Here is a 3,434-nt window from a genome sequence, read left to right on the forward strand (position 1 = left end):
TGCGACGGTGGTGATCGGGGGGATTCTCTCCTCAACGGTGCTAACGCTATTAGTTTTGCCGTTGCTCTACCAGATGGCTCATCGACGCGAAGACGAATTGGAGGAGCAAGAAATCGCGTTGGCCGCTGACAGAACAAGCTAGAGATTGGATGGCGGCACACAACGCCCCGTTCTTGCTAGCTAGCGAGAACGGGGCGCGTTAATTATCGGAGCGCAGTTTCATTAGCGGCGCAGCGGACAGCACAGCCTTTGTGGCGCAGTCTGATGCATCTAAGCGGTAAATAAAAAATTGCTCAGCGCTTAGTGCGTATGACTCCGCGCTACATACGCCTCCTCGGCTGATGGCTTTCACCCACGGTGAGCTGACGAAGGATTATGCAAACAGCGACTGACCTGCCCCGGTCGGCAGCAAAGGGCGATAGCTACGACAAAGCCCTGGCTGGAACGATCAGCGGGCTGTGCAAGGCCGAGCTGACACCGTCAATCATGGGCGAACCGTGAGGCCTTTGAGATAGCGACCCAGACATGGGTGCGCTGTACGCCACAGCGTCTGTTCAGCTCACTCGGACATGATCCTTGCGAAGGCTAATAACAACAGATCAGGCAATGGCGGCCTGACTTAAACGAAACGGCTTATATAAATTCCGGGCGATTCGCTGGTAGCGATGTTGCGGGCAAGTTATGGAAACAAAAAAGCGCCCCGAAGGGCGCTTAGAGTGCAACTGCTTCCAAAGGAGATTGGAAGCTGCCGGAGGCGAATATCGTTCAGATATGAAGCGGTTAGTCAGCTTTGGTTTCTTTCTTGCTTTCCGTATTGTTCTGATCTTGGCGGGTATTCTTAATCTGTAATTCGTCTACTTTTGGTTTGGCGGATTCGGTTCCGTGAATTCGTTTTTGATCTGCTCGGAATTTTTCATTAAATTTAATTGAGCGGTCGTAGCCATCTTCTGCATAAGACAATGCGGAGCCGAAGATTACCAAACCAACAACAATAGCTTTCAACAGATTCATAGGGCAGTCCTCGCTAAATTCAAAGGTGGCTTGCTGAGCTTTCTCGGTGAGCCCTGCAGGTTCGAATGAATTTTGCGTGATTGAAGTTAACAGCAGCATGAGCCAAGCATTACATTATTGAAATGTAATGCTTCCATTGCGCGGTGACATGAGCGCCTTGCTTCGTCATGTCAGCACCGAGGCGCACCAATCTGCAAGGGCCTATCCTACGAAAAGAATGATTGGAAGATTACAATTTTGTCATCTTCGGATTGACGCCGCATCATCTATCATTAGCGAGCAACGTCGTTTAACGTTTGAGAGGGATCGGCCAGTTATCGGCAAGTTTCAGACGATAATGCACGAACTCGCTTGAGAGTGGTCGCATTTCTGTCAGTGTGGTTTGGAAGGCCAGATGGTATTGGTGCTAGTATTATCTATTACTTTTTTGGGCTCCCTATCCTTGTCTTATGTTATTTAAGGACGGTTAAAAACCAATGGCTCACGAACATAACCATAACACCGAAGCCATAGGCGATAAGCGTTTAATCGCTGCCATTGGCGTTAATACTGTGCTAACTCTGGCACAAGTTGTTGGAGGAATACTTTCTGGCAGTTTATCGCTCATAGCTGACGCGCTACATAACTTGAGCGATGCCGCATCACTGGTTATTGCGCTCATCGCACGTAAAATCGGTCGCAAACCGCCAGATGCTTTTAAAACCTTCGGCTACCGACGCAGTGAAACCATAGCGGCTTTGATTAACTTGGTCACGCTGATTATCGTTGGTCTCTACCTCATCTACGAAGCTATAGGTCGGTTTTTTGCCCCACAGCCCATTGAAGGATGGACAGTGGTCGTGGTGGCGGGAATAGCCTTGATTGTAGATGTCGTCACGGCCTTGCTCACCTACACAATGTCTAAGAATAGCATGAATATAAAGGCGGCATTCTTGCACAATGTGTCGGATGCGCTGGCCTCCGTCGGTGTTATTATTGCCGGAACATTAATCCTTCTGTATGACTGGTATTGGACAGATACTGTACTGACGCTGATGATTGCTGGTTACGTGCTATGGCAGGGCTTTAGCATGCTACCTAAAACCATTCACTTGTTAATGGAGGGCGCACCAGAAGGAGTTTCCATCACTGATATAATCAATGTCATGGAGCAAGTGGACGACGTTGTGAGTGTTCACCACGTACATGTCTGGGAAATTGCCGAACATTCAACTGCATTGGAAGCTCACGTTGTCATCAAGAAGGCTAGCCTGCCCGAAATTGAACGAGTGAAGACTGATTTAAAACGTGTACTTCATGAGCGATTCAAAGTCAGCCACTCGACACTTGAAATGGAGCTAGACGGCAGTGTTTGTATCGACACCAGGCAGGCCGACAGTCATCGCAGCGAAGCATAAGCCTGCTTTGCGCTCAACGCTGTTGCTAGGTAGTTAGCTCGATATCAACGGAGTGAACTTGCGACATCACTATTGGCGCTATGTCCTCTACCAGAGACATGTTAGCGGCATGTGGCCAAATCAGCTCTCACGAGGAGATTAGGCTAGGTCGTGGCTCCTTCGGCGGGCTGCAGCGACGAGCAAGCCCCGCCAGTCGCTACCGCCGCGGACGCTCAGAGCCAGCGGCGAACTCGTGCACGGTAGCGGGCAAATGATTCGCCGAACAATGCTTCCAGCGCCCACTCTTCAGCTGCGATCTGGAAACGGTTCAACCGCCTTGGGGAAATCAGGGATCGGAGCTTCGAGCAGCAGCGCTACCGGGCCAGCGGCCTCAACCTGGTGACGGCGGCTATCGTGCTGTGGAACACGGTGTACCTGGAACGCGCCACCCAGGGGTTGGTCGAGGCCGGCAAGCCGGTGGACGGCGAGCTGCTGCAATTCCTGTCGCCGCTGGGCTGGGAGCACATCAACCTAACCGGCGATTACGTCTGGCGGCAGAGCCGCAGACTGGAAGACGGGAAGTTTCGGCCCCTACGGATGCCCGGAAAACCTTAGCGTACGATTTTTTCCGAATTCTGCGGGCTCCCCTTGTTGCGCCGGCTATAGGAGCCGAGTTTTCGCAGCAGCATAGGCGAGGAGATTTTGCCGGCCTGGATGGACAGCGCGACCTGCATCAGATCTTGCCAGTGAGTTTCGATCAAGTGCCAGTCTGCAGTGTCGGTGAACAGGCGGTTGATATGCTTGTAAGACGCGCCGCGATCCGGCCGGCACATCACCAGGTCACGCCAGTTCCGTATACGCGGCATCAGATTGATGCCCAGCAGATGGGTGAACGCAAAGACTGTCGCCGATTGCCCCTGAGTATCTGAATACACAGTGTCTGCCTCGACACTCAGATCAGCCTTAAGCAGCCCCTCAATTACGTAAATCGCCTCCCAGATGCCAGGTGGGATGAAGTGCTGGAACACAGCGATGTAGTTGTTGGCC

At 51.9% G+C, this 3,434-nt stretch carries 2 protein-coding genes and 2 pseudogenes; 2 read left to right on the forward strand and 2 right to left on the reverse strand.

Annotated elements, in window-relative coordinates; genetic code table 11:
• Nucleotides 1-780: 780 nt before the first annotated feature.
• Nucleotides 781-1,110, reverse strand: a complete 330-nt coding sequence (locus MST27_RS22005) for a hypothetical protein (protein ID WP_243607991.1) — start codon at nucleotides 1,108-1,110, stop codon at nucleotides 781-783.
• Nucleotides 1,111-1,487: 377 nt separating this feature from the next.
• Between MST27_RS22005 and MST27_RS22010 the strand changes: the two genes are divergently transcribed.
• Both MST27_RS22010 and MST27_RS22020 read left to right on the forward strand, forming a co-directional pair.
• Entirely contained in the window at nucleotides 1,488-2,408 is a 921-nt protein-coding gene (locus tag MST27_RS22010; protein ID WP_008569956.1) for a cation diffusion facilitator family transporter, read from the forward strand.
• 300 nt (nucleotides 2,409-2,708) lie between these two features.
• Nucleotides 2,709-3,002: pseudogene (locus MST27_RS22020) on the forward strand (Tn3 family transposase); the annotation flags it as partial.
• Nucleotides 3,003-3,034: 32 nt separating this feature from the next.
• On the opposite strand, the pseudogene MST27_RS22025 reads toward MST27_RS22020, so the two are convergent.
• Nucleotides 3,035-3,434: pseudogene (locus MST27_RS22025) on the reverse strand (Tn3 family transposase); the annotation flags it as partial.

Source organism: Stutzerimonas marianensis (genome assembly GCF_022810315.1).
In the GTDB taxonomy this organism is placed as follows: domain Bacteria; phylum Pseudomonadota; class Gammaproteobacteria; order Pseudomonadales; family Pseudomonadaceae; genus Stutzerimonas; species Stutzerimonas marianensis.